Consider the following 23360-nt stretch of genomic DNA (forward strand, 5'->3'; position numbering starts at 1 on the left):
TAAAGGATTTTCCGAGACCATTTTGAGCATTTTGCCGACTTCACGCAAGACAGTCCGACGGCCTAAATGAACACATGGAACTCAAGGATATCATACTGGTTGGCGCCCCGATGGACGCCGGGAAACGTCGTCAGGGATGCCGGATGGGCCCTGATGCGTATCGCGTGGCAGGGTTGGATCAAGCGCTGTCTGATCTTGGTCACACCGTTCACGATTGGGGCGACGTGCGGGCCGAGATCGTCGACATTCCCCAACACCCGCACCTGTTCGCCCTGCCCGAATGTGTGGGGTGGACGCGCGCTCTCAGCAAGGTTGCGCAAGACGCGGCAGGTCAGGGAATTCCCATTTTCATGGGGGGTGATCACGCCCTGTCCATGGGGACGGTGGCCGGAATGGCCGCCCATGCTGCTCGGATCGATCGCCCCCTGTTCGTACTATGGCTTGACGCCCACAGCGACTTTCACACTCCGGACAGTACCGGCAGCGGCAACCTGCACGGAACGCCGGTGGCGTATTTCACCGGCAGACCCGGATTCGAGGACTTTCCCCCTTTGTCCGCCGTCATACCGACGGATCGCGTCGGCATGATCGGGTTGCGCTCTGTCGACCCGGCAGAACGGGCGGCGCTGGAACACGACCGCGCCATGCTGGCAGATATGCGCAGCATCGATGAAAACGGCATCAAAGCCCCCCTGTTGGCCTTTCTGGATCGCGTCAGGGCAGAAAACGCTTTGCTACATGTGTCGTTGGATGTCGATTTCCTCGACCCGGCAGTGGCACCCGCAGTCGGCACGACCGTGCCCGGTGGTGCGACCGAGCGTGAAGCCCATTTGGCCATGGAGCTGCTGCACGAAAGCGGGCTTGTCTGCTCGCTGGACCTGGTCGAACTGAACCCGTTTCTGGATGACCGGGGCCGAACCGCAAAACTGATGGTCGATCTGGCTGCCTCTCTGATGGGTCGCCGTATCTTCGATCGCCCAACCCGGAGTTTCTGATGCTGTCACTTCAAGCGCCATCCGCCGTTGTCATGATCCGGCCACACGCTTTTGCATCCAACCCGGAAACACGTGATGACAACGCCTTTCAAACGCTGAGCACCGTATCTGCCGAGGCGACATCGGACGCGGCCAGGGATGAACATGATCGGGCGGTACAGCAATTGCGCGACGCCGGTGTCACTGTTCATGTGTTTGACGATTTCGGCGACCTCAACACACCTGACAGCGTTTTTCCCAACAACTGGTTCTCAACGCATCCCGGCGGCCATGTGGCGATCTACCCGATGTTCGTGCCATCGCGCAGACGCGAACGCAGGACCGATGTAATCGAACTGCTCAAACAGGAATACCGCGTGCAGGATGTCATCGACTATTCCGGGTTGGAACAAGATAACCTGGCTCTGGAAGGGACCGGCGCGATGGTTTTGGATCACGTGGCCCGCATCGCTTACACGGTGACGTCCAATCGCGCCGATCCGGTCCTGTTGGAACGGTTCTGCACACATTTCAACTATGAGCCAATCGCCTTTGAGGCCCGCGATGCCAAGGGCCGGGACGTTTATCACACCAACGTATTGATGGGTATCGGCGCGCATTACGCCTTGATCTGCCTCGATATGATATCGGACCCGGCTCGCCGCGTGACCGTTCGCAACCGGCTGGAGGAATCCGGTCGAACGGTCATTGACCTGACGCACGACCAAATCGCCGAGTTCGCAGGTAACGCCATTGAACTGACCGGGCGTGATGGGTTGGTGCTGGCCCTGTCCAGCAGGGCACTTGCCGCCCTCACACCAGACCAAATCGCAACAATCCAGGACAGTGCAACACCGTTGCCGCTGTCCGTTCCAACAATTGAAACCGCCGGTGGGTCCGTGCGCTGCATGATTGCAGGCGTTCACCTTGCCCGCCGATAGGAGAGCACCATGCAACCTTCAGACAAGGCCCTGGTACCATTCGTTTCCGTCGACAACATGATGCGACTGGTTCACCACATTGGCGTCGAACAGATGATCACGCAGATTGCCGCTCAGATCGAGGCCGATTTCAAACGATGGGAAAGCTTCGACAAGACACCGCGCATTCCAGCGCATTCTCCTCATGGCGTGATTGAGCTGATGCCAACTTCGGATGGCGAGGCGTACGGGTTCAAATACGTAAACGGCCACCCCAAGAACACCTCCGAAGGGCTGCAAACCGTTACTGCATTCGGCCTGCTGGCGGATGTCTACACCGGATATCCGACGCTGTTGACCGAAATGACTATGCTGACTGCGCTGCGCACGGCGGCGACTTCGGCATTGGTCGGGCGCTATCTGGCCCCTAAAAATGCCAGGACAATGGCCATGATCGGCAATGGCGCACAGTCCGAATTCCAGTGCCTCGCCTTCAAGGCAATGTGCGGGATCGACACCGTTCGGCTTTACGACATCGATCCGAATGCCACGTCGAAATGCGCTGCGAACTTGCAGGGCAAGGGCCTGACAGTCATCCCTTGCAAAACGCCGGAAGACGCCATCGAAGGTGCCCAGATCATCACCACCTGCACGGCAGACAAGAAATACGCAACGATCCTGACCGACAACATGGTCGGGCCCGGTGTGCACATCAACGCCATCGGAGGCGATTGCCCCGGCAAGACCGAGTTGCATCGCGACATCCTGTTACGTTCGGACATCTTCGTCGAGTACCCTGAACAAACCCGGATCGAAGGCGAAATTCAGGCGCTGGATTCAGATCACCCTGTGACTGAGATGTGGCAGGTCATCACTGGCGCGGCCAAGGGGCGCACCGATGAGCGGCAGATCACTTTGTTCGACAGTGTAGGCTTTGCCATCGAGGATTTCTCGGCCCTGCGCTATGTGAAACAGGCGATTGAAGGTACAACCTTCTTTGAACCTCTGGACATGTTGGCCGACCCGGACGATCCCCGCGATCTGTTCGGAATGTTGATGCGAGCCGGATAGCACGCAATCTTGGGGGCGCTGCCCCCGCCGCGCTGCGCGCGCCTCCCCCGGGATATTTTCAGCCAGATGAAGCAAGGGGTCTGAACTTCATCTGGCCACAAATATCCCGGAGCGCGAGGCAGAGCCTCGCTTCCGAGCTATCCCGCAAGCGATGGCAGGTAGAGGACAATACCCGGGAAAGCAACGAGCGCTGCGATGGTCAGGGCGTCAGCGATGAAAAAGGGCGTGACGCCTTTGAACACATCTTGAACACTCAGGTCAGGGCGTACACCGGCAACGACAAAGCAATTCAGCCCGATAGGTGGTGTAATCAGGCAAAACTCGGCCATTTTGACAACCAGAATACCAAACCAGATCGCACACATCGGACCGGACATTCCAAACGCGCTGTCGGCGGCACTGACGGTTTCACCACCATTCAAGGCCATCACCGCCGGATAGACCACGGGCAAGGTCAAAAGCAGCATTCCAATTGCATCCATGAACATGCCCAACACCGCGTATGCCAGCAGAATGCAGATGAGGATCATCATCGGCGACATCTCGAGCCCCGTGATCCAATCCGAGAAAGCACCCGGCAGGTCTGCAAAACCAAGAAAGCGCACATAGATCAGAACGCCCCAGATGATCGAAAAGATCATCGCCGTCAGTTTGGCGGTTTCCAACAGCGCGGATTTGAGCTCGGCCCAGCGCATTCCGTGGAACAAGGCAAAACAGAACACGATGAAGGCACCAATGGCACCGCCTTCCGTCGGAGTGCCCCACGCCTTTTCACCAAACGGATTGTAGACAAAGCAGATGATGATCAGGATGACGGCGACAATCGGGAAGGCACCGGGAAGTGCCGCAAAGCGCTGTTTCCAGGTAAACCCCGTGACCGGCGGGCCAACGGATTTGAAGATCACGGCGATCCCGACGATCAGAAGGCCGTATACGATTGCGGAAAACGCGCCCGGAATAAAACCCGCCAACAGCAGCTTCCCGACATCCTGCTCGACGATGATCGCGTAGATCACCAGAATGGCCGAAGGCGGGATCAGGGATGCCAGCGTCCCGCCTGCGGCAACCACACCGGCTGCGAAGCGTTTGTTGTAGCCCACCTTCAGCATTTCGGGAATCGCGATACGGGCAAAGACGGCGGACGTCGCGACCGAAGCACCGGACACCGCAGCGAAGCCGGCCGTGGCGAAAACGGTCGACACCGCCAACCCTCCGGGCACCCATGCGACCCAGCGTTTTGCGGCCTCGAACAAAGCGCGGGTAAGCCCCGCGTAATATGCCAGGTACCCGATCAGGATGAAGGTCGGAATCAGGCTGAGAGTGTGGGACGCGACCTTGGAATGTGGCACCTGCCCCGCGGTCTTGACCGCCACTGTCAGCGCCTTGCCAAACCGTTCCGGATCGTAACCGAACTTGGCCCAGAAAATCCAAAACAGTCCGACAAGTCCCGCCAAACCGGCTGCGAAGGCAACCCGCATGCCCGCCACGACAAGAACCAGAAGGCCGCCTGTGACCCAGAGGCCAATCTCAATCGTGTCCATGTATCAGTCCTGCCCTTCGAACTGTTCGGCCTCGGCCGCTGCCAGCGCCGCTGCATCCTGTATCAACGGAACGGCCGCCGGAGCGTCCAGCCCCAGCCAGAACGCCCGGCCATACCCCCAGACTTGCAGCGCAAGGCGCAGGCAGAGAACGGAAAATGCAACGGGTGCCAGAAGCTTGGCCGGCCACAAGGGAATGCCGATATCGATCGAACTGTCCCGGCTCCACATTGGGGCGCCGAAATCAAACGACCGGTCGAAATGAGACCAGCTGCCCCAAACCAGAGCCAGCATCAGGATCAGGATCAGAACCACCGAGAGCAGTTCAAACAGCCACAACGCTCGTCCGTGCAAGCGGGAAATGACGATATCCATACGGATATGCCCCCCATCGCGCTGAACATATGAAATGCCCAGAAAAGCGATGAGAGGCATCGCCTGTTCTATCCAGTCAACATAGCCCGGCAAAGGAGCATTCAGTGCATTCCGACCACTGACGGACACGACGGCCAACACCATCAGTGAAAAAACCGCCAATCCGCTGATCAGTGCCAGAAACCGTTCGAGCACGAGCAAACGCTGATCCAGCTGGCTCAGACGGCTGCCGTCTACCAGAACCGTGGCTTGTCCTGCCATTCCGGTGATTCCTTGTTGTTTGTTGCCGGGCGCCGTGAAAGCACCCGGCCTTGTGGATCAGTTGCCGCCGCGCTGTTGCTTCAGCGTCGTCTGGACAAGATCGTAAAGGTCCTGCGCCGGCAGACCCTGTGCGGTCATGTCCGCAATCCATTTTTCACGGATCGGATCAGCGGCCTTCGTGCGGAACTCTTCAATTACCGCGTCGTCGATCATGACCTTCTGGACACCCTTTTCTTCCAGGACGCTGTCCCATTGTTCGAGCAGGCCGCCGTAATTCGCCAGGTAATGGTCGATCGCTTCATCGATCGAACTGTCCAGAGCTTCACGATGTTCGGCTGGCAGCGCCTCGTAGGCATCGATGTTGACCACAACCGGGCAGTTCACCGTTCCCGGATTCAGGTTCGCGGTCCACCAGTCCGCTTCGTTGATCGTTCCGAACGAAAGGTGCGCATGCTGGGCAAAGGCCACGGTGTCGACGACGCCCGATTCCATCGCATTGAAGGCTTCTGTCGCCGGAACCGATGTGGGCACTCCTCCGACCGCCTCGAAGGCCTGACCAAGGCCACCGGTCGCCCGGACCCGCATTCCGTCAAATTCAGCAAGTTCATCCCGCGGCTCGCCGGTGCCGACAAGGTTATACTGCGGCATTGGCGAGGTCATGATGATGCGGGCATTCCATTGTGCCATCTCTTCCTTGACTGCCGGATGGTCGTATACCGCATGGCTGACCGCTACTTCTTCCTGCAAGTTGTTCACACCCAGAAACGGCAATTCCAATACGGTGATCGCCCGGTTCTTGTCGCGGTGGTAGCCAGCACAGAACTGAGCCATCTCGAAGGCGCCGATTTCGATCCCGTCCAGGTTTTCCTTGGGTTTGGACAACCCGCCATAGCTGACATTGATGGTGAATTCGCCACCGGTTTTCTCGCTGACCAGTTCGGCCAGTTTTTCTACATGTTCCGTAAAGGCGCGGCGCTTGCCCCAGACGGATGCGTTCCATTCCGTTGCGGCGGCTTCGGTCACAAAAGCAACGGCAAGGGCGGCGATTGCGGCACCGCTCAACATCTTTTTCATAGTTTCGTCTCCCATAGGTGCGCCCCCTACCGAGGCGCTTGTCGATCAAGCTAGCGCCAACATTCGATCGTGCCAACCCTGTCCGGGATTTGCGTAATTTTTGGGAAGTAGACCCAAAATGACCTAAAACGACAGAAGCGCTGAGCTCAGCCGTCCTTGCAAACACAATTGACAGGCAGCACCCACAATACTCATTACATTCAAGTTTCTGTTTTCGCTATATTTTGACGATCTTCTTTCCAGCTTTTTTACAAATTAATCCAAATTGCAAAAATTTCTTTACAAAGAAATCCAAGGATTACACCAATTTATTTATTTATTTTCAGAACGCGGTAATATTCAAACTTGGGGAGGAACAGGATCGACATTGCCTGAATGACAGGCAAAAAATCCACATGCAATCCAGTCCAGAGGGAGGAGCCTCAAAGATGACCACCGCTGCCCAGGCAGATGCCAAGACTTATCCGCCATCCGCAGAAACCGTCGCTCGTGCGCATGTCGATGCCGCAAAGTATGCCGACATGTACGCAGCCTCAATCAGCGACCCCGACACGTTCTGGGGCGAGCAAGGCAAGCGCATCGACTGGATCAAGCCCTTCACTCAGGTCAAGGACGTCAGTTACGAATTTGGCTCGGTCAAGATCAACTGGTATGCCGATGGCACGTTGAATGTATCGGCCAACTGCCTGGATCGTCATCTGAAAACCCGCGGCGACCAGACCGCGATCATCTGGGAACCGGATGATCCGAATGACCCGGCCCAGCATATCTCTTACGCAGAATTGCACCGGCGCACCTGCCGGATGGCCAACATTCTGGAATCCCTGGGTGTCCGCAAGGGCGATCGCGTCGTCATCTATCTGCCGATGATCCCCGAAGCCGCTTATGCCATGCTGGCCTGTGCGCGGATCGGCGCAATTCACTCGATCGTTTTCGCGGGCTTCTCGCCCGACGCTCTGGCCGCACGGATCAATGGGTGCGACGCAAAGGTCGTGATTACGGCAGATGAGGCCCCGCGCGGTGGTCGCAAAACGCCGCTGAAGTCCAACGCAGACGCCGCCCTGCTGCACTGCAAGGACACGGTGAAATGCCTTGTGGTCAAGCGCACTGGCGGTCAGACCACCTGGATCGACGGTCGCGACTATGACTACAACGAAATGGCGCTTGAGGCGGACGACTACTGCGCCCCTGCCGAGATGAGCGCCGAAGATCCGTTGTTCATTCTTTACACGTCGGGTTCGACCGGTCAGCCCAAGGGCGTTGTGCACACGACCGGCGGCTATCTGGTTTATGCTGCGATGACACACGAGATCACATTCGATTATCACGAAGGTGACGTGTACTGGTGTACTGCGGACGTGGGTTGGGTGACTGGCCACAGCTATATCGTATATGGGCCGCTGGCCAATGGCGCGACCACGCTGATGTTCGAAGGCGTGCCGACCTATCCCGATGCCTCGCGTTTCTGGCAGGTCTGCGAAAAGCACAAGGTGAACCAGTTCTACACCGCCCCCACCGCAATCCGCGCGCTGATGGGTCAGGGCAACGAGTTCGTCGAAAATTGCGACCTGTCCAGCCTGCGCATCCTGGGCACCGTGGGCGAGCCCATCAACCCCGAGGCCTGGACCTGGTACAACGACGTTGTCGGCAAAGGCAAATGCCCCATCGTCGACACCTGGTGGCAGACCGAAACCGGCGGCCACCTGATGACGCCGCTGCCCGGCGCACATGCGATGAAGCCCGGATCGGCCATGAAGCCGTTTTTTGGCATCGAACCGGTGGTTCTGGACCCGCAATCCGGCGTCGAAATCGAAGGCAACGGTGTCGAGGGCGTTCTGTGCATCAAAGACAGCTGGCCCGGCCAGATGCGCACCGTCTGGGGCGATCATGAGCGGTTCGAGAAAACCTATTTTTCGGATTACAAAGGCTATTACTTCACGGGTGACGGCTGCCGTCGCGACGAAGATGGCGATTATTGGATCACCGGTCGTGTAGATGACGTGATCAACGTGTCCGGTCACCGCATGGGCACGGCCGAGGTGGAAAGCGCGCTGGTTGCGCATGCTGCTGTGGCCGAGGCTGCCGTGGTTGGATACCCTCATGAAATCAAAGGGCAAGGCATCTATTGCTACGTCACCTTGATGAATGATCGCGAGCCTTCGGACGAGCTGATGAAAGAGCTGCGCACATGGGTCCGCACCGAGATCGGCCCGATTGCGTCTCCGGATGTGATCCAGTGGGCACCCGGCCTGCCGAAGACGCGCTCGGGCAAGATCATGCGCCGTATCCTGCGCAAGATCGCCGAGAACGATTTCGGATCGTTGGGCGACACTTCGACACTGGCCGATCCGTCGGTGGTCGAAGACCTGATCGAAAACCGTGCGAACAAGTGAGGATGTGATGGACGCTGCCACGATCACCACGCCCGCCGTTGTCATCCTTCTCGGCCCTCCGGGTGCCGGGAAAGGTACACAGGCCCGGATGCTGGAAGAGAAATTCGGACTTGTTCAACTCAGCACCGGTGACCTGCTGCGCGAAGCCGTCGCGGCCGGAACCGAAGCCGGCAAAGCGGCAAAGGCCGTAATGGAAGCCGGCGATCTGGTCAGCGACGAGATCGTCATCGCCATCCTGCGCGACCGCATGGCACAGCCGGATTGCGCCAAGGGCGTCATTCTGGACGGTTTCCCGCGCACGACGGTTCAGGCCGAAGCGCTGGACAGCCTGCTGGCCTCCAACGGCCAGAAGATCAACGCCGCGATCAGCCTCGAGGTGGAAGACGCAGAAATGGTGACCCGTATTTCGGGCCGCTACACCTGCGCCGGCTGTGGCGAAGGGTACCACGACCAGTTCAAGAAGCCTGCCGAAGAAGGCAAATGCGACAAATGCGGTCATACCGAATTCAAGCGCCGCGCGGATGACAATGCCGAAACGGTGGCCTCGCGCCTTGCAGCGTACCACGCGCAGACAGCACCACTGATCGCCTACTATGACGGTCAGGGCGTGCTGAAGCGTGCAAACGCCATGGGCAGGATCGAAGACATTGCCAATGAACTTGAAGGGATCGTTGGCGAAGCAATGAATTAGGGGGTGGATAAGAGCCGCAAGGCTCTGATCCCAAACAGAATACTTCAAAAGACCGCCTTGGCGGACTGGTGGAGTTTTGCCTGACGTCACGTGGCGTCTGGCGCAAGTGAGAAGCGGCCCGACGCACTGGAGGATGTAGGCATCGGGCCGTCCAACGAGGAAGCGAAGGAGGAACCCGCGATGGCGGATCATTCAACAAACTCCGCGCAGACTGCCGAGTCCGACAAGGGCTATTGGCAGGCCAACCTGCGCCTCATCTACATCAGCCTCGCGATTTGGGCGCTGGTGTCGTTTGGATTCGGCATTCTGCTGCGTCCGATGCTGTCGGGGATCGCCGTCGGCGGAACCGATCTGGGCTTTTGGTTCGCACAACAGGGATCGATTTTGGTCTTTCTGGTGCTGATCTTCAACTACGCCTGGCGCATGAACAAGCTAGACGCCGAATACGGTGTTGAGGAGTAAACCCCATGGATCAGTTTACCATCAACCTGCTGTTTGTCGGCGCATCCTTCGCGCTGTACATCGGCATCGCGATCTGGGCCCGGGCGGGGTCCACATCTGAATTTTACGCTGCGGGTCGCGGCATCCATCCTGTCACCAACGGTATGGCAACGGCGGCAGACTGGATGTCTGCGGCTTCGTTCATCTCGATGGCGGGTCTGATTGCCTTCACCGGCTACGACAACAGCTCGTTCCTGATGGGCTGGACCGGTGGTTACGTGCTGCTGGCTCTGCTGCTTGCGCCCTATCTGCGCAAATTCGGCAAGTACACCGTGTCCGAGTTCATCGGCGACCGCTTCTACAGCCAGACCGCGCGTATCGTTGCGGTGATCTGCTTGATCGTTGCCTCGGTGACATACGTGATCGGTCAGATGACCGGCGTCGGCGTGGCCTTTGGCCGCTTCCTCGAAGTGTCAAACACCTCGGGCCTGTTGATCGGTGCAGCGGTTGTGTTTGCCTACGCGGTGTTTGGCGGAATGAAAGGCGTGACCTACACCCAGGTTGCTCAGTACTGCGTGCTGATCACCGCCTACACCATTCCGGCGATCTTCATCTCGTTGCAGCTGACCGGCACGCCGGTTCCGGCGCTGGGTCTGTTTGGTGACACCGCCAGCGGTGAACCCCTGCTGACTAAGCTGGACGCCATCGTGACCGAGCTGGGCTTCAATGAATACACGGCCCACCACTCGAACACACTGAACATGGTGCTGTTCACCTTGTCGCTGATGATCGGTACGGCGGGTCTGCCGCACGTCATCATGCGCTTCTTCACCGTTCCCAAAGTGGCTGACGCACGTTGGTCTGCTGGCTGGGCGCTGGTCTTCATCGCTCTGCTGTATCTGACCGCCCCCGCGGTTGGTGCCATGGCGCGTCTGAACATCAGTGACATGATGTGGCCCAATGGCGGCATCGAAGGCGGAGCTGTGTCTGTTGAACAAATCGACAATGACGCCCGCTATGACTGGATGGCCACGTGGCAGAAAACCGGTCTGCTGGATTGGGAAGACAAGAACGGCGACGGCAAGATCCAGTACTACAACGACAAGAATGCCGACATGCAGGCACTTGCCGAAGAAAAAGGCTGGGTCGGTAACGAGCTGACCAAGTTCAACCGCGACATCCTGGTTCTGGCCAACCCCGAGATTGCCAACCTGCCGGGTTGGGTGATCGGTCTGGTCGCGGCTGGTGGTCTTGCGGCTGCCCTGTCCACCGCTGCGGGTCTGCTGCTGGCAATCTCGTCGGCCGTGTCGCATGACCTGATCAAAGGTGCGATCAACCCGCAGATCTCGGAAAAAGGCGAGCTTCTGTCGGCGCGGATCGCAATGGCTGTTGCCATCGTTGTCGCAACCTATCTGGGTCTGAACCCACCGGGCTTTGCGGCGCAGACAGTGGCGCTGGCCTTCGGTCTGGCGGCGGCTTCGATCTTCCCGGCGCTGATGATGGGGATCTTCTCGACCCGCATCAACAACACCGGCGCGGTTGCAGGCATGCTGGCTGGTCTGACCGTCACCCTGGTCTACATCTTCCTGCACAAGGGCTGGCTGTTCATTCCGGGCACCAACTCGTTCACCGATGCAGACCCCCTGCTGGGTCCGATCAAGTCGACCTCGTTCGGCGCGATTGGTGCCATGGTCAACTTTGCGACGGCCTACATCGTTGCAGGCATGACCAAGGAAACTCCGCAGGAGATCAAGGATCTGGTCGAAAGCGTACGCATTCCCCGTGGTGCGGGCGCAGCTCAGGATCACTGAGTATGATGCGGTTGTCGGCACTTGCCTTCGACCGCGTCTTTCGATCCACTGTTCCCGCCCGGCACACCACCGGGCGGGATTTTTCAAACAGAACACCGGAGACATCAGATGCCCCTGACCCACGATGAAATTGTCCGGTTTCTGAAATCCGTTCATCCCTATGACGCATTGCCCGCTGACGCGCTGGACCAGATCGTCAAGCAGATCGAGGTCTGGGAGGTTGAGGAAAACGCGTCAGTCTATGAACTCGGCCATACCCTGCCCGGTGTGTTCGTGATCTATGAAGGACAGGTTGAGATCACCGACGAGAACGGTGCAGTCGTTTCTCATCTGGGGTTGCGCAATTCCTTTGGTGAGCGCGGCCTGCTGAGAGACGGCAAGGCCGCCACCAAAGCCCGCGCGCATACACCATCGGTCCTGGTGGTGCTGCCACCGGATTTGGTGCGGAGTTTGATCGACAACCACGACGTCGTCGCCAAATTCTTCAACCGAACCCGAGGTGATCGCAGCGGCCCCCAAAGCCTTGCGACCAGTTCGATTGACGTTCTGATGGCACGCAATCCCGCCACCTGCCCTGCGGACACGTCGGTTCAGGAAGCGGCACGGATCATGCGCGACAAACATATCTCGTCGCTTTGCGTGACCGATGGAGAAAAGTTGCAGGGCATCGCCACCCTGCGGGACATTTCGGGCAAATTTGTCGCCGACGGATTGCCCGCAACCACACGGGTTTCCGAAATCATGACCGCAAACCCCGTGACCCTGTCGCCCAGCGATGTCGGTTCGGATGTTCTTCACATCATGATGGAGCGCGGCATTGGCCACATCCCGATTTCCGAAGGCGGTCGTCTGGTCGGGATCGTGACACAGACCGATCTGACCCATTATCAGGCCGTCAACTCGGCCGAGCTGGTTGGTCGGATCGCAAAGGCCGGCAGCGCTGAAGAAATGGCGCGGGTGACGGCGGAAATTCCGCAGTTGCTGGTTCAGTTGGTTGCTGGTGGGAACCGGCATGAGATTGTCACGCGGCTGATCACCGATATTGCCGACACCGTTACCCGCCGCCTGCTGAAACTGGCTGAAACCGAACTGGGGCCGCCCCCTGTACCCTATTTGTGGCTTGCCTGCGGCTCACAGGGGCGGCAAGAACAGACCGGCGTATCCGATCAGGACAATTGCCTGATGCTGGATGACAGCGTCACCGACGCCGATATGTCCTATTTCACCAAACTGGCCAAATTCGTCTCTGACGGGCTGGACGTCTGCGGGTATTTTTACTGCCCCGGCGACATGATGGCCACCAATCCGCGCTGGTGTCAGCCGGTTCGTGTCTGGCGCGACTATTTCAAGGGCTGGATTGCCAAGCCAAACCCCGAGGCGCAGATGCTGGCCTCGGTCATGTTCGACCTGCGCCCCATCGGCGGCGCGTTTGAGTTGTTTGCCGATCTGCAAGCGGACACTCTGGCAGCGGCCAGGGCAAACTCGATCTTCGTCGCGCACATGATTTCGAACTCGCTCAAACATACGCCCCCTTTGGGCCTGCTGCGCGGTTTCGCGACGATCCGCTCGGGCGAGCATCGCAACACGCTGGATCTGAAACACAACGGAGTGGTTCCCGTCGTCGATCTGGCGCGCATCTACGCGCTGCAAGGCGAGCTGACCGAGGCCAACACCCGCGCCCGCCTGAAAGCAGCCGAGTCCAGCGGCGTGCTCAGCCCCTCTGGTGCGCGTGACCTGCTGGATGCCTATGATCTGATCGCAGAAACCCGGCTGGAGCATCAGGTTCGGCTGGTTAAATCCGGAGCGATGCCCGACAACTACCTGCCACCGTCCGAATTGTCGGACTTTGAGCGAAGTCATCTGCGTGATGCTTTCGTGGTGGTAAAAACGATGCAATCGGCAGTTGGCCACGGCAAGGGAATGCTGGGCTGACATGCGTCTGAGGAACGGAGAGACCACATGTTTCTGGAACTGATCGGCACGGTTTTTGCGGGGATCGCATTTGCAGGCATCGTTCTTCTGTTGAACAAGCTGACCGGAGGACGTTTGCCGAAATGGACCACTCCGGTTGCGGCCGGTCTTGGAATGATCGGAATGACCATCACCAGCGAATATTCCTGGTATGACCGCACGCGCGACCAACTGCCCGAAGAGATGACAATCGTGCAAGAAGTCGAAAGCCGCGCATTTTATCGTCCCTGGACCTACGCGGTGCCGTTCGTTGATCGCTTTGCGGCAATCGACACCGTATCTGTGCGGACAAATGAAAACGTTCCGGAACAACGGCTTGTCGATCTTTACTTCTTTGGCCGCTGGGCTCCGGTTTCGAAACTGCCGGTGGCCGTGAACTGTGCAGAAAACCGCCGCGCCAACCTTGCGGATGGTGCCGAATTTGCCGAGGACGGGCGTCTGGTGAACGCTGACTGGATTGCAGCCGGAGCCAATGACCCCGTCATCGCAGCCACTTGCGGGGTGTGATCATGCTGACCGGATTGAGTTTGAGGCTCAGGATTTTTCTGTTCTTCTGCCTCCTGGCTTTTGGAGGGGTTGCGATAAGTGCCACCGCTCTCTGGATCACCTATTCCCGCGCGGGAAATCCTGATCTTTTGAATGATTTCGTCTTTGCTGAAATCCTGATCGGATTTGGATTGCTGGCACTGGTTGCAGGTGTTTGGCTGCTGTTTGACGACAACGTCGCCAAACCGATCGAACGGCTTTCCGCCCAGCTGCGTGCCCGTGCTCATGCCGGTGTAAGCACCGACCTGGACATGCAGGCCGCGCGTTATCTGGGCGATCTTGCCCCGGCTGCGGCGGGATTGGCGGAACAACTCGCCTCGAACGCCATGCGCACAGCCGAGGCCGTGGCCGCCGAAACCGCGCATCTGGCCGCAGAAAAACAACGCCTGACAGCCCTGTTGACCGAGATCCCCGTGGCCATGCTGCTGGCCAGTCCGAAGCACCAGATCGTTCTGTACGATGGGCAGGCCGCCGAGGTTCTCGCCCAGATCGCGCATCCTCGTCTGAACGCCTCTCTTTTCGAATATCTCGAAGCCACCGGCCTGACAGACGCTTATGCCAAGATGTGCAAAACCGGAAAGGACGTCTATTGCACCCTGTCCAGCGTGGACGGGCGGCAGACATATTCCGCCCGGATGAAACCTTTGGGGGATGCACCCGGGTATATGTTGGTCTTCGAAGACAGCGCAGCGCAAATGTCACCAGATGATGCCCGCCCGCTGGTCTATGATTTCGAACTTCTCAATACGCCGGGGGATGATGCGTTCGAGAACCGCCCCCTGTCGGATCTGTGCTTCGTGGTCTTCGACACGGAAACAACCGGTTTGCTGCCACACAAGGATGAGATCGTGCAGATCGGCGCAGTACGCGTTCTGAACGGCAAAATCGTTCAGGGTGAGCATCTGGACATGCTGGTTGATCCCGGCATTCCAATTCCACCTGCCTCGACCAAGGTACACAAGATCAGCGATCGCATGGTTCAGGGTGCGCCCGATATTGCCGAAGCCGGGCGCGTATTTCATCAGTTTTCGCGTGACGCGGTGATCGTGGCGCATAACGCCCCGTTCGACATGGCGTTCCTGCGCCGCTATGCCGATCGGATGGGTGTTGAATGGGATCATCCGATACTCGACACGGTTTTGCTGTCTGCGGTGCTGTTCGGGGCAAGCGACACGCACACACTGGATGCCTTGTGTGAACGGCTGGAAATCACGATCCCCGAAACGTTGCGCCATACCGCACTTGGCGATGCGGTTGCCACGGCCGAGGCATTGGTCAAGATGCTGCCGATCCTGCAAGCCCGTGGCCTGACGACTTTTGGAGAGGTGATCATGGAAACCCGCAAACATGGTCGTTTGCTGGAAGATCTGAACTGACGGCATAAATTGCACCCGGCAGTCAGCTTTTCATGGACAATCCGGGCGGCGCATGGCACCTGATGCGCGGCCAAGGATTAAGCGCGCAATGACCGAAAAGACCTTTACACCGACCCCGGATCAAAGCCCCGCCTTTCGGGAAGCGCTGGGATGCTTTGGCACCGGCGTCACGGTAATTACCGCGCAATCCGACAACGGTCCGCGTGCCATTACGGTGAATTCATTTGCCTCGGTCTCATTGGAGCCGCCACTGGTCCTGTGGTGTCTGGCCAAGGAATCATTCCGATTCGATACGTTCAGTACCTGTGATCTCTATTCGATCCACGTCATGGCGCAGGATCAGCAGGAACAGGCGTTGCGGTTTGCACGCGATGGGGCGGATTTCTCACATGCGGACTGGACCGAGGATGAGGCCGGGCGTCCGCATCTGGCCCAGTGTCTGGCCCGGTTCGATTGCCGCCTTCATGCCCGTCATGACGCCGGGGATCATCTGATCATCGTGGGTCAGGTGGAACAGGTCATGTATCGCACCGGCAAAGGCCTGATCTTCAAACGCGGGCAGTTCGGCGGGTTTGTCGACCTGATCTAATCGTCCAACGACCCGTGAACCGCCAACGCCTCCAGCTCCGCGTCCTGCGGAGTGATGACCCGAAAAGCTTCGTGCACGCCTGTGTCGGTCAGTTCCCTTGCGACGGTCAACAGCGTGTTGGCCGTATGGTCTTCGCACAACTCTGACATGTGGTCGATTTCAGCTTGCGCAACGCCCAATGCGGCCTCGACCGAAGGTGCGCCATAGAACTGCACAAAATGTTCGGCCAGATCACGCGTGATCTGGTTTTTCTCTGCGGCTTCGATCTGCGTCACGGCCACAAAAGTTACCCGGCCAAAGGTTTCCAATCCCAGCCAACCGTTCGCAAAGGCCTGTCGCGCCTTGCCTTCAAGATCACCCTGACCCCAGTTCGAAAACTCGAACCCGCCCGAAACGCACCACTCACCGGTGCGCGCCGGGGAATGAAACACGTTCATGTCGCTTTCGTCGAAATGGATCGCTCGGGCCAGTTTCATTCTCGGTTCTCCAACAAGTCGGTCAGGGGGCGCAGATGCGTATCGACCCCGTCGCGGATCAGCATCCCGAAACGTTCATCCGTTCCAAGGAATACGCCACCATCGATCAGCGGTTCGCCCACGCCGCGCAGCAGGCCCATCCATTCGGCGTGCAAGGACGCGTTGCCATCCTCCTGCCAACGGTTGAGCCAGGTCAACATGTGTCGTGACCAGCTTTCCACCAACTGCGTTGCAGAAACCTCGGCACAGCCTTCATCGTACAGCGCGGTGATATCTGGGGTTTCACCCGGCGCATCACTGGTTTGCAACAGCGTCAGCTCCCAACCGACGACCAGCCAGTCCGGCTCTTCCTCGGGCATTGATGCTGACCCAGCCGCGCGGAGCCGGCCGCACCGCGCCCCGTTCACGCAAATCAAGCCATCCCAACCCAGATGCACCGCAACTTCTGGTGGGGCCAAAGCGCCCAGCGCGTTCTGGAATCCCACAGCGCAGAGTGGCAACATCACCACCGCATCCTGCAATGGCACCTCGGGGGCAAAAACAATTGCCACCCGCAGGAAATCCGCCTGAATATTGTAAACCACCGTCCCCGCATCACAGCCCAGCGCAGCCATTGCCAGCGCGCGCTCGAACGGGTCTTCCTCACCCTGAACCGGGTGGCCCGTCAGCAAGGGTGGGAAAACCGGCTGGCTCATGCGTTGCCTTTGGCAATCATGTCGCGGGCGATCTTGCGGAATGCCTCGGCCTGCGGGCTGTCAGGTTTGCTGACCACGATGGGCGCGCCTCCGTCAGCGGCGACCCGGATGTCCAGATGCAAGGGGATTTCGCCCAGCAGCGGCACGCCCAGCGCCTCTGCCTCGGACTTGACACCTCCATGACCGAAAACGTGTTCTTCATGCCCGCAGTTCGAACAGATATGCGTGGACATGTTTTCGATCATCCCGATGATGGGTGTCTTGAGCTGATTGAACATGTCGATCCCCTTGCGGGCATCGATCAGGGCCACGTCTTGCGGCGTCGAGACGACAATGGCTCCGTCCACCTGGAACTTCTGGCTCAGCGTCAGTTGCACGTCGCCTGTACCGGGTGGCAGATCGACGATCAGAACATCCAACGCGCCCCATTGCACCTGGCTCATCATTTGTTGCAGCGCACCCATCAGCATCGGCCCGCGCCAGACAACCGCCTGACCTTCATTGGTCATCAAACCCATCGACATCATGGTGACGCCGTGGTTGCGCAGCGGCAGGATCGTCTTGCCGTCAGGGCTGGCCGGGCGGCCCGAGACACCCAGCATCCGGGGCTGCGACGGCCCGTAGACATCGGCGTCCAGCAGACCCACACGTCGCCCTTCCGCAGCCAATGCGCAGGCAAGGTTGGCCGAAACGGTTGATTTGCCTACCCCACCCTTGCCGGACGCAACGGCAATGATCCGATCCACACCCGGCACCGCCTGCGGCCCGGTTTGCGATGGCTTGGGTTTCGGTTTCAGTTCCGGCGGGGCCTTATCGGAATGCGCGGTCATCAAGGCCGAAACATTTACAACGCCCTCCACCATCTGAGCGGCCTTTTCAGCCGTGGCGCGGACGGGTTCCATCTTTTCCGCGTGCTTCGGGTCGATCTCAAGCACGAAGCGTACCGTGTCGCCATCTACATTCAGGGCGCGCACGATGCCCGCGCTTACGATGTCCTGCCCGGATACCGGGTCGGTGATCTTTTTCAGGTTCGCCAGAACCGCGTCACGAACACTCATGCTTGTTCCCCTTGATGTGCCCTGCTGACAGGGGCGCGCATATCGACTCGCCGCTCATTGCACGTGTCTCCGTCTTTGTCTGTTCATTTGACGCATCCCGCCCCGCGAAGTTACGTTGAGCCATGCGCTTTGTCCTCTTGTGCCTGAGCCTGACGCTCTCTGCCACCCCCTCTTGGTCACAAGAGGCGATTGGCCTTGCGGCCCCGGCCGAGGTTAAAGACTCTGGCCTGTTGCAACATATCCTTCCTCGCTTCTCTCTCAAGACCGGGATCCGTGTTATTGCAGACGACGCCGGGGTTATGGTGCTGGAAACCGCGCCGCCCGGTGATCCGGTCTTTGCCCGCAACGACGTGATCTATCACCTGCGTATCGAAGACAGTGACCGCCAGGCCCGTTTTCTGGAATGGCTGAAGTCGGACATCGGCAAGCGCACGGTGGAAAGCTTTGCCCCGGCAGACGGAGAGCCCTACTCTGCCAATTTTGATATTTTCGAGGTTGAGTCCGGTGACATCGTCGAAGGCGACACCCAACTCGGCGAAGAATTGTCGATGACCCATTGCGGGCGCTGTCATGTCATCGGGCCAAGGAACCGTATGAATGGCCTGGGGTCGACGCCCTCTTTCGCCGTTCTGCGCGCAATGCCTGACTGGTCGCGGCGGTTCGAGGCGTTTTTCGCCCTGAACCCCCACCCTGCATTCACGCAGATCGACGGGCTGACGCCCCCTTTTGATCCCGAACGCCCTTCCCCAATTCACCCGGTTGAGATGACATTGGATGATCTTGACGCGATTCTGGCGTTCGTATCGCGCATCGACGCCGCAGATTTGGGCGCCCCCCTTAAGCTTCAGTGATCCTTTCTGTCTGAATAGTAATCCTCGGTCGTGACGACCCGAGGCCTGGGATTTGACTGGAACGGATTGTCTTGGTGTTGGAACTGCACGTTCACCCGGCAATCGTCACACATCTGGATCATCCGCGCCTGATCCGAAGTCGCGAACATCGGGTGCGTGCCCGACAGCTTCTCCATGATCCGCTCGACCGTGGATTTCACGCCGAACAGCGCCCCGCATTCCACACAGGCAAAAGGTTCTTCTTCGTTCAGAACCTGCTGTGACAGGGCCGCGTCGCTGAGATCAAGTTGTGGAACAAGCGTGATCGCATCCTCGGGGCAAATGGTCTTGCACATCCCGCATTGCAGACAGGCGTCTTGCTGGAAGTTCAGTTGCGGCTTGTCCGGGTTGTCGATCAAGGCACCGGATGGGCATAGCGACACGCAGCTGAGGCACAGGGTGCAGCTGTCGGTATTCACTGCAACCGCCCCGTAAGGCGCATTCTCAGGCAATGGCAAAGGCGCGTCGGCCTGCGGGTTCAGCGCCTGCGCTGCCAGCCGTGCAATTTGCCGGCGATTGCCCATAGGCAGAACCGGATCGGACAAAGGCCGGGGCACCGCTTGCCCGTACAGCAGATCGGACATCGCATCGGGGTCAGCCTCATCAATCAGGCCGGTGCCCTCTGGGCCTGCAATGGCATGTGCCAATTCAAGTTCCCGGTTCAGCGCTTCGCGTTCGGTCGACGGTGCCAAAAGAACATCCACCCGTGCAAACCCATGCGCCAGAGCCGCCAGCATCTCGGCATGGCCAAAGCCGGATATCACGTTCAGTTCCAAAGGGATGACGTCCGAAGGCAATCCACGCCCGAAACGCGCGGCCAACCTAATCATCTCGGCCCCGTGGGCGTCATGGACAAGCAGCCGAGGCGCGGTGCCGCCGGCCCGTCGATAGGTGCGAGCCAGAATATGCATCCGCGACAACAGCGCCGAAACAGGTGGGTCTTCATAGGTTATGGCCGTCGAAGGGCACAGCGCGGCGCATGCACCACAGCCTGCACATACCATCGGATCGACGGCAACATACTCGCCCGCCGGGGAAATCGCTCCGGTTGGGCAGATATCCAGACAGTTGGAACAGCCCACCTGCCCGGCCCGGGAATGGGCACACAGGGTTTCTTCAACCCGCACATAAAGTGGCTTTTCGAATGTTCCCACCAATTGCGCGGCTTCAAAAGCCAGCCTTTCCACCGCAACCGCATCCCTGGGATCAGCCCGCAGATAGCCTTCGCGCTTGGCCGGGGCCTGTACGAAAGGTGTTTCTCCTGCCAGGTCAATGACAATGTCGCACGCGGAATGCGCGCCGTCCTTTGGATCGGTCCATGCAAACGCGCCGCGCCCACCGGGCACGACCTGCTGAAGCGCGTCCAGACGCAGCGAAAATCCACCGAGCGCACCGGAAACCGAACGCAACCGCCCCCGCACCACGTCATAGTCACGCGACAGAGGTTCCGTGAGATCCGTCGTCATAACGGTCACTGCCAACGAATCCGCCAGACGCTCAGCCAGATCAAAGGCCACCGCACCGGGCCCGATGATGAAACAAGTGCCTTCACTGAAGACATCCACACTGGGTGTTACCGGTTGCGCCAGAACGGCCTCGGCCGCCAATGCGGCAATCTTGGGGGTCGCATCCGCACCTTGGTCGGACCACCCGGCCCGATCGCGCAGATCGACAAACCCGGGCGCGTCGATATTCAGATCTTCGGCCAGTGACCGAAAAACTTCCTGCTCTTGCAGGCAGGCAATGACTGTTTCGCCTTCCTGCATCAGCTTGGCGGCTGATTGCAGTTCGGATGTACAAAGCGCGGTATGCACTCTGGAACACCTGATACTGCAAGCGCTCTCAATCATGTCCGGGTCCAGCGCCTGAGTACCGGCGCAATCACATAGCAGAAGTTTCGTGGCCATATCCGCTCCTCGGGAAACCGTCCCGGTTCCATGCACACTAGGCTGTACCCCCGGGAAAGCAACTTCAACCCCTTGCCGCATTTCCTGCACAGGGTTGAATTTCGGCAATAAATGCCAGGAAACACAAGCATTCACGGGGCCTGCTCACGCAGTTGCTACCTTGGACTACGACCAAAGTCGTAGAGCATAGGCTTGGCACAAAGCCAGTTTGTGTACCATAGTGGACGCGGAAAGGCACGTGAGAGCCTTTCGGGGAGGAGCCAGTGGCCAAGGCCGCAAGCCAAAGTGAAATGCCGGTTGGCGTCATCGTGCGCAAAACACCCGGGGTCACACGTTGGGCCCGGTGGAACTGGCGTGCCGTGGCCCTTTTACCCGGCGCCGGGCCGGCCGACTGGCAGGAGTTGCGCCGCGAAGGCGATGCGGTCGAGTATCACGCGGCCACCCTGCCCCTGACGCTCTGGGCAGATGAAACCGAAGCCTACATGGTCAACCTGTCGGATGGGCAGCCTTCGCTGTACCTTGTGCTGCGGGACGAACTGAAGGGCGAAACACCCCTGAATGCAGTGCTGATCACCGCCTCTCCGTTCGAGGGGCAGGACTATGCGGATACCGGCGAAGAAATTGTCGAGAAGATCCCGATGACCGAAGGGTTGATTGCCTGGGTTCGCGATTTCGCTCTGAAACATCATCAGCACGAAGTGTTCGTCAAGCGCCGCCGCGACAAGAAGCGGACAGATCTGGTTGAAGACGGCAAGGGTGACGCGCGCATCCGGCAGACGTCGGACGTGTACCGCGCCCCGAGAAAGGCGCTGCAATGACCCGGCCCGATGGTTTCTGGTCTCGCCGAAAGGCCGCCGTTCAGGCCGAAGCCAAAGCCGAAGCGCTGGCCCTTGAAGAACAAGTAATCGCAGAACGGCAAGCGGAGCTGGAAGAAAAGGATGACGCCGAGATTCTGGCCGAGTTCAACCTTCCCGACCCAGAGACCCTGCAACCCGGTGACGATGTTTCGGGCTTCATGGCCAAGGCCGTGCCCGATCGCCTGCGTCGCCGCGCCCTGCGTCGGCTGTGGCGGCTGAACCCGGTTCTGGCCAATGTCGACGGGCTGGTTGATTACGGCGAGGACTATACCGATGCGGCCTGCGTGATCGAAAACATGCAGACTGCCTATCAGGTTGGCAAAGGCATGCTGGCGCATATCGAAGCACTGGCGGCCGACGCGGAAGAGGCCAAAGATGATGCACCCGAAGGCGAAGCCGGTATGCGCGCTGAACCCGAGGCCGCGCCGGTCGAACCCGATCCCGTTCCCGAGCCGGTTTCCGTCGCTCGGGTGGAAGAGCCGGAAGAAGTCGACCTTCCCCCGGTGCCACGTCGAATGACATTTGAATTTGAAGGATGACCGAATGACCGCAAGTGACGCGCACGCTCTGGACGTTTCAGCCGAGGATCGCCTGCGCGCGGATTTCTACAACTTTCTGGGCTTGCTGCTCGCCGGCCCGCCCGACCAGATGCTGCTGGATCAAATGGCGGGCCTCAGCGGTGATGACACTGATCTTGGTCAGGCCATCCAAGCCATGGCGCGGGTCGCCAAGGTCACCAAGCCCGCCGCCGCTGAACGGGAATTCAATGCATTGTTCATCGGTTTGGGTCGGGGCGAATTGCTGCCCTATGCCAGCTTCTACCTCACGGGCTTCCTGAACGAGAAACCTTTGGCGCAGCTTCGCAATGACATGGCGGTGCGTGGGATCACACGCGCCCAGAACGTGTTTGAGCCCGAGGACAACATCGCCTCATTGATGGAGATGATGGCAGGCATGATCGTTGGGCGTTTTGGCGGCCCGGCATCCCTTGGTGACCAGAAAGCGTTCTGGAACAAACATATCGGCCCCTGGGCCGCACATTTCTATTCGGATTTGGAAGCTGCCGAGAACTCGGTTCTCTATGCATCCGTCGGCACCGCCGGTCGGGTGTTCATGGAGATCGAGCGCGAAGCGTTCCGGATGACGGCGGGGTAGCCCGCACATCGCCGGTGCCCTGTGGGCACCAAACCGCAATTGGGACAGGAGGAGCCCATGAGCAAGACCAAGGAAGAAGGCGCCACACGCCGCGACTTCCTCAAACTGGCCGGAACCGCAGCACCAGCTGCCGTTGCCACCGCCAGCCTGACCGGGAAAGCCGAAGCGGCCGAACTGCCGACAGACGATACCCGCATTCAGGATACCGCGCATACGCGCGCCTACATCGAGAGCACCCGGTTCTAGGATCGGACGTTTTCACACCCGACTGACGGTTGCGATTGGCCCCGA

23 protein-coding genes are annotated in these 23360 nt (G+C 59.1%); 16 read left to right on the forward strand and 7 right to left on the reverse strand.

All coding sequences use genetic code 11. The features are described from left to right. Positions 1 to 74: 74 nt before the first annotated feature. The 3 genes from rocF to ACR0DJ_RS08185 are packed head-to-tail and all read left to right on the forward strand — an operon-like array spanning position 75 to position 2965. Positions 75 to 995, forward strand: a complete 921-nt coding sequence (gene rocF, locus ACR0DJ_RS08175) for an arginase (protein ID WP_480684500.1) — start codon at positions 75 to 77, stop codon at positions 993 to 995. After that, positions 995 to 1915 carry a citrulline utilization hydrolase CtlX gene (ctlX, locus tag ACR0DJ_RS08180; protein WP_480684501.1) on the forward strand — a complete coding sequence of 307 codons (921 nt, stop codon included), beginning with the start codon at positions 995 to 997 and terminating at the stop codon, positions 1913 to 1915. The genes rocF and ctlX overlap by 1 nt, the downstream gene beginning before the upstream one ends. Before the next feature lie 9 nt (positions 1916 to 1924). Further along, positions 1925 to 2965, forward strand: coding sequence for an ornithine cyclodeaminase (locus ACR0DJ_RS08185; RefSeq protein ID WP_257600565.1), 1041 nt, complete (start codon positions 1925 to 1927; stop codon positions 2963 to 2965). Positions 2966 to 3102: 137 nt separating this feature from the next. Here the strand turns inward: ACR0DJ_RS08185 and ACR0DJ_RS08190 are convergent, their stop codons facing one another. The 3 genes from ACR0DJ_RS08190 to ACR0DJ_RS08200 are packed head-to-tail and all read right to left on the reverse strand — an operon-like array spanning position 3103 to position 6213. Next, positions 3103 to 4506 carry a TRAP transporter large permease gene (locus ACR0DJ_RS08190; RefSeq protein WP_257600563.1) on the reverse strand — a complete coding sequence of 468 codons (1404 nt, stop codon included), beginning with the start codon at positions 4504 to 4506 and terminating at the stop codon, positions 3103 to 3105. A gap of 3 nt (positions 4507 to 4509) precedes the next feature. After that, complete coding sequence (locus ACR0DJ_RS08195) at positions 4510 to 5139, reverse strand: TRAP transporter small permease (protein WP_170344644.1); 630 nt, start codon at positions 5137 to 5139, stop codon at positions 4510 to 4512. Positions 5140 to 5196: 57 nt separating this feature from the next. Then, on the reverse strand, positions 5197 to 6213 hold the full coding sequence (locus tag ACR0DJ_RS08200; RefSeq protein WP_480684503.1) for a C4-dicarboxylate TRAP transporter substrate-binding protein: 1017 nt from the start codon (positions 6211 to 6213) through the stop codon (positions 5197 to 5199). A 428-nt stretch (positions 6214 to 6641) separates the two neighbouring features. Between ACR0DJ_RS08200 and acs the strand changes: the two genes are divergently transcribed. From acs to ACR0DJ_RS08240, 8 genes are all read left to right on the forward strand, one after another. Next, positions 6642 to 8606: an acetate--CoA ligase gene (acs, locus tag ACR0DJ_RS08205; protein WP_170344646.1), complete on the forward strand. Its 1965-nt coding sequence runs from the start codon at positions 6642 to 6644 to the stop codon at positions 8604 to 8606. Positions 8607 to 8613: 7 nt separating this feature from the next. Next, complete coding sequence (locus ACR0DJ_RS08210; protein WP_170344647.1) at positions 8614 to 9297, forward strand: adenylate kinase; 684 nt, start codon at positions 8614 to 8616, stop codon at positions 9295 to 9297. 180 nt (positions 9298 to 9477) lie between these two features. After that, complete coding sequence (locus ACR0DJ_RS08215; protein WP_170344753.1) at positions 9478 to 9759, forward strand: DUF4212 domain-containing protein; 282 nt, start codon at positions 9478 to 9480, stop codon at positions 9757 to 9759. 5 nt (positions 9760 to 9764) lie between these two features. Continuing rightward, positions 9765 to 11549: a sodium:solute symporter family protein gene (locus ACR0DJ_RS08220; RefSeq protein WP_170344648.1), complete on the forward strand. Its 1785-nt coding sequence runs from the start codon at positions 9765 to 9767 to the stop codon at positions 11547 to 11549. A 108-nt stretch (positions 11550 to 11657) separates the two neighbouring features. After that, on the forward strand, positions 11658 to 13481 hold the full coding sequence (locus tag ACR0DJ_RS08225) for a DUF294 nucleotidyltransferase-like domain-containing protein (protein ID WP_425078116.1): 1824 nt from the start codon (positions 11658 to 11660) through the stop codon (positions 13479 to 13481). Between the two features lie 27 nt (positions 13482 to 13508). Next, positions 13509 to 14027 carry a hypothetical protein gene (locus ACR0DJ_RS08230; RefSeq protein ID WP_170344650.1) on the forward strand — a complete coding sequence of 173 codons (519 nt, stop codon included), beginning with the start codon at positions 13509 to 13511 and terminating at the stop codon, positions 14025 to 14027. A 2-nt stretch (positions 14028 to 14029) separates the two neighbouring features. Further along, the gene (locus ACR0DJ_RS08235; RefSeq protein ID WP_425078115.1) at positions 14030 to 15442 is read left to right on the forward strand and encodes a 3'-5' exonuclease; all 1413 of its coding nucleotides are present in this window, start codon (positions 14030 to 14032) and stop codon (positions 15440 to 15442) included. A gap of 88 nt (positions 15443 to 15530) precedes the next feature. Then, positions 15531 to 16031, forward strand: coding sequence for a flavin reductase family protein (locus ACR0DJ_RS08240; RefSeq protein WP_170344652.1), 501 nt, complete (start codon positions 15531 to 15533; stop codon positions 16029 to 16031). Here the strand turns inward: ACR0DJ_RS08240 and ACR0DJ_RS08245 are convergent. Genes ACR0DJ_RS08245 through ACR0DJ_RS08255 form a run of 3 tightly spaced genes read right to left on the reverse strand, consistent with a single transcriptional unit; the run spans position 16028 to position 18260 of the window. Continuing rightward, positions 16028 to 16507 (reverse strand): DUF6505 family protein, encoded by a 480-nt coding sequence (locus tag ACR0DJ_RS08245; RefSeq protein ID WP_480684506.1) that lies wholly within the window; start codon positions 16505 to 16507, stop codon positions 16028 to 16030. The two genes, ACR0DJ_RS08240 and ACR0DJ_RS08245, sit on opposite strands and share 4 nt — an antisense overlap. Next, positions 16504 to 17202: a biotin/lipoate--protein ligase family protein gene (locus tag ACR0DJ_RS08250; protein ID WP_480684508.1), complete on the reverse strand. Its 699-nt coding sequence runs from the start codon at positions 17200 to 17202 to the stop codon at positions 16504 to 16506. The genes ACR0DJ_RS08245 and ACR0DJ_RS08250 overlap by 4 nt, the downstream gene beginning before the upstream one ends. Then, complete coding sequence (locus ACR0DJ_RS08255) at positions 17199 to 18260, reverse strand: Mrp/NBP35 family ATP-binding protein (RefSeq protein WP_480684510.1); 1062 nt, start codon at positions 18258 to 18260, stop codon at positions 17199 to 17201. The genes ACR0DJ_RS08250 and ACR0DJ_RS08255 overlap by 4 nt, the downstream gene beginning before the upstream one ends. Positions 18261 to 18382: 122 nt before the next feature. Here ACR0DJ_RS08255 and ACR0DJ_RS08260 point away from each other — a divergent pair, with 122 nt between their 5' ends. Continuing rightward, positions 18383 to 19111 carry a c-type cytochrome gene (locus ACR0DJ_RS08260; RefSeq protein WP_480684511.1) on the forward strand — a complete coding sequence of 243 codons (729 nt, stop codon included), beginning with the start codon at positions 18383 to 18385 and terminating at the stop codon, positions 19109 to 19111. On the opposite strand, the gene ACR0DJ_RS08265 is transcribed toward ACR0DJ_RS08260, so the two are convergent. After that, entirely contained in the window at positions 19105 to 21057 is a 1953-nt protein-coding gene (locus tag ACR0DJ_RS08265; protein WP_425078110.1) for a 4Fe-4S binding protein, read from the reverse strand. The two genes, ACR0DJ_RS08260 and ACR0DJ_RS08265, sit on opposite strands and share 7 nt — an antisense overlap. 263 nt (positions 21058 to 21320) lie before the next feature. On the opposite strand from ACR0DJ_RS08265, the gene ACR0DJ_RS08270 reads away from it, so the two are divergent. From ACR0DJ_RS08270 to ACR0DJ_RS08285, 4 genes are read left to right on the forward strand one after another with little or no spacing between them, the layout of a single operon-like run. Then, positions 21321 to 21875 (forward strand): DUF3305 domain-containing protein, encoded by a 555-nt coding sequence (locus ACR0DJ_RS08270; RefSeq protein ID WP_257600552.1) that lies wholly within the window; start codon positions 21321 to 21323, stop codon positions 21873 to 21875. Continuing rightward, entirely contained in the window at positions 21872 to 22453 is a 582-nt protein-coding gene (locus ACR0DJ_RS08275; RefSeq protein ID WP_480684513.1) for a DUF3306 domain-containing protein, read from the forward strand. The genes ACR0DJ_RS08270 and ACR0DJ_RS08275 overlap by 4 nt, the downstream gene beginning before the upstream one ends. A gap of 4 nt (positions 22454 to 22457) precedes the next feature. Then, positions 22458 to 23069 carry a TorD/DmsD family molecular chaperone gene (locus ACR0DJ_RS08280; RefSeq protein WP_425078108.1) on the forward strand — a complete coding sequence of 204 codons (612 nt, stop codon included), beginning with the start codon at positions 22458 to 22460 and terminating at the stop codon, positions 23067 to 23069. Positions 23070 to 23126: 57 nt separating this feature from the next. Next, on the forward strand, positions 23127 to 23315 hold the full coding sequence (locus ACR0DJ_RS08285; RefSeq protein WP_257600549.1) for a twin-arginine translocation signal domain-containing protein: 189 nt from the start codon (positions 23127 to 23129) through the stop codon (positions 23313 to 23315). Positions 23316 to 23360: the final 45 nt, after the last annotated feature.

The sequence above is a fragment of the Ruegeria sp. BF10 genome, assembly GCF_056538725.1.

Bases quoted from the DNA above. Each gene is read 5' to 3' on its own strand.
- rocF (WP_480684500.1), top strand. From the start codon at position 75: ATGGAACTCAAGGATATCATACTGGTTGGCGCCCCGATGGACGCCGGG.
- ctlX (WP_480684501.1), top strand. From the start codon at position 995: ATGCTGTCACTTCAAGCGCCATCCGCCGTTGTCATGATCCGGCCACAC.
- ACR0DJ_RS08185 (WP_257600565.1), top strand. From the start codon at position 1,925: ATGCAACCTTCAGACAAGGCCCTGGTACCATTCGTTTCCGTCGACAAC.
- ACR0DJ_RS08190 (WP_257600563.1), bottom strand. From the start codon at position 4,506: ATGGACACGATTGAGATTGGCCTCTGGGTCACAGGCGGCCTTCTGGTT.
- ACR0DJ_RS08195 (WP_170344644.1), bottom strand. From the start codon at position 5,139: ATGGCAGGACAAGCCACGGTTCTGGTAGACGGCAGCCGTCTGAGCCAG.
- ACR0DJ_RS08200 (WP_480684503.1), bottom strand. From the start codon at position 6,213: ATGAAAAAGATGTTGAGCGGTGCCGCAATCGCCGCCCTTGCCGTTGCT.
- acs (WP_170344646.1), top strand. From the start codon at position 6,642: ATGACCACCGCTGCCCAGGCAGATGCCAAGACTTATCCGCCATCCGCA.
- ACR0DJ_RS08210 (WP_170344647.1), top strand. From the start codon at position 8,614: ATGGACGCTGCCACGATCACCACGCCCGCCGTTGTCATCCTTCTCGGC.
- ACR0DJ_RS08215 (WP_170344753.1), top strand. From the start codon at position 9,478: ATGGCGGATCATTCAACAAACTCCGCGCAGACTGCCGAGTCCGACAAG.
- ACR0DJ_RS08220 (WP_170344648.1), top strand. From the start codon at position 9,765: ATGGATCAGTTTACCATCAACCTGCTGTTTGTCGGCGCATCCTTCGCG.
- ACR0DJ_RS08225 (WP_425078116.1), top strand. From the start codon at position 11,658: ATGCCCCTGACCCACGATGAAATTGTCCGGTTTCTGAAATCCGTTCAT.
- ACR0DJ_RS08230 (WP_170344650.1), top strand. From the start codon at position 13,509: ATGTTTCTGGAACTGATCGGCACGGTTTTTGCGGGGATCGCATTTGCA.
- ACR0DJ_RS08235 (WP_425078115.1), top strand. From the start codon at position 14,030: ATGCTGACCGGATTGAGTTTGAGGCTCAGGATTTTTCTGTTCTTCTGC.
- ACR0DJ_RS08240 (WP_170344652.1), top strand. From the start codon at position 15,531: ATGACCGAAAAGACCTTTACACCGACCCCGGATCAAAGCCCCGCCTTT.
- ACR0DJ_RS08245 (WP_480684506.1), bottom strand. From the start codon at position 16,507: ATGAAACTGGCCCGAGCGATCCATTTCGACGAAAGCGACATGAACGTG.
- ACR0DJ_RS08250 (WP_480684508.1), bottom strand. From the start codon at position 17,202: ATGAGCCAGCCGGTTTTCCCACCCTTGCTGACGGGCCACCCGGTTCAG.
- ACR0DJ_RS08255 (WP_480684510.1), bottom strand. From the start codon at position 18,260: ATGAGTGTTCGTGACGCGGTTCTGGCGAACCTGAAAAAGATCACCGAC.
- ACR0DJ_RS08260 (WP_480684511.1), top strand. From the start codon at position 18,383: ATGCGCTTTGTCCTCTTGTGCCTGAGCCTGACGCTCTCTGCCACCCCC.
- ACR0DJ_RS08265 (WP_425078110.1), bottom strand. From the start codon at position 21,057: ATGGCCACGAAACTTCTGCTATGTGATTGCGCCGGTACTCAGGCGCTG.
- ACR0DJ_RS08275 (WP_480684513.1), top strand. From the start codon at position 21,872: ATGACCCGGCCCGATGGTTTCTGGTCTCGCCGAAAGGCCGCCGTTCAG.
- ACR0DJ_RS08280 (WP_425078108.1), top strand. From the start codon at position 22,458: ATGACCGCAAGTGACGCGCACGCTCTGGACGTTTCAGCCGAGGATCGC.
- ACR0DJ_RS08285 (WP_257600549.1), top strand. From the start codon at position 23,127: ATGAGCAAGACCAAGGAAGAAGGCGCCACACGCCGCGACTTCCTCAAA.